A 1195-nucleotide genomic window follows, 5' to 3' on the forward strand; every position below is an offset into this window, starting at 1 on the left:
TGACCTGAGACGGATCGTGTAGCCAGTTGGCTGGTGAGTTCTCTACCCTCGACAGGAAGGAGAGCTCCATGAAGAAGCGATTCACCGACGAGCAGATCATCGGCATCCTGCGCGAGGCCGAGATCGGCGCCATGTCGATCAAGGCCTTGTGCAAGAAGCACAACGTTACCGAGCAGACCTTTTTCCGATGGCGCAACAAGTTCGGCGGCCTTGACGTTCCAGATGCCCGCCGGCTCAAGGACCTCGAGTCCGAGAACGCCCGGCTCAAGCGGTTGGTCGCCGAGCAGATGCTGGTCATCGACGGGATGAAGGAGATCGTCCGAAAAAAATGACGACCCCGTCGGAACGACGCGACACGGTCCAGATGCTGGTCCGTCGGGGTCTCTCGCAGCGCAAGGCCCTTCGATACCTGGGCCTGAGCCGCCGCATTGCCAGCTACGCCCCGCGCCAGGCCGCCAAGGACCAGGCGGTGGCCGAGCGGCTGCTGGCCGCGTCGCCGAAGGTGCCGCGGTTCGGGTATCGCCGGATGGCGGCCTGGCTGGACCTGGGCGAAGCCCGGGTGCGGCGCCTGTGGCGCCAACTGGGTTTGAACATTCCCCGCCGACGACCGCGTCGCCGTCGTTCCGGCAACGACATCCGTCTGCCGGGCGCGGTGCGCCCGAATGCGGTCTGGAGCTACGACTTCGTCCACGACCAGATGGTCGACGGGCGCTCGCTGAAGATGCTGTGCGTGATCGACGAATACACCCGGGAATGCCTGGCCATCGAGGTCGGGGCCAGCCTGCGGGCACAAGACGTGGTCCTGACGCTGTCGCGACTGATGCGGCTTTACGGCAAGCCGGCCTTTGTCCGCTCCGACAACGGCGCCGAGTTCACGGCGGCCAAGGTGATGCGCTGGCTGCGCGACGCGGCGATCGGCCCGGCGTTCATCGCGCCGGGCAGCCCCTGGCAGAACGGCTTCGTCGAGAGCTTCAACGGCAAGCTGCGGGACGAGCTGCTGAACCGCGAATGGTTCCGCAGCCGCGCCGAGGCGAAGGTACTGATCGAACGCTGGCGGCAGTTCTACAACGAGCAGCGGCCGCACAGCGCCCATGGTTACAAACCCCCGGCGAGCGTTCGCCGGAACTGGTCGAAACCCGATACCATCAACCCCGGACTCACTGCCTGATTGGCTACAAGTTCCATACTCAGGTCA

At 65.2% G+C, this 1195-nt stretch carries 1 protein-coding gene; it reads left to right on the plus strand.

What is annotated here, in order from left to right; translation table 11 throughout:
* Positions 1–68 precede the first annotated feature (68 nt).
* Positions 69–1168, plus strand: a protein-coding gene (locus C7456_RS16735) for an IS3 family transposase (protein ID WP_109724937.1) whose coding sequence is annotated in 2 segments (ribosomal slippage) — positions 69–318 and positions 318–1168 — 1101 coding nt in all. Because the reading frame shifts where the segments join, the coding sequence is not laid out codon by codon here.
* The last annotated feature ends 27 nt before the right edge of the window (positions 1169–1195 follow it).

Origin of the sequence: Fulvimonas soli, from assembly GCF_003148905.1 — a bacterium.
Lineage (GTDB): Bacteria > Pseudomonadota > Gammaproteobacteria > Xanthomonadales > Rhodanobacteraceae > Fulvimonas > Fulvimonas soli.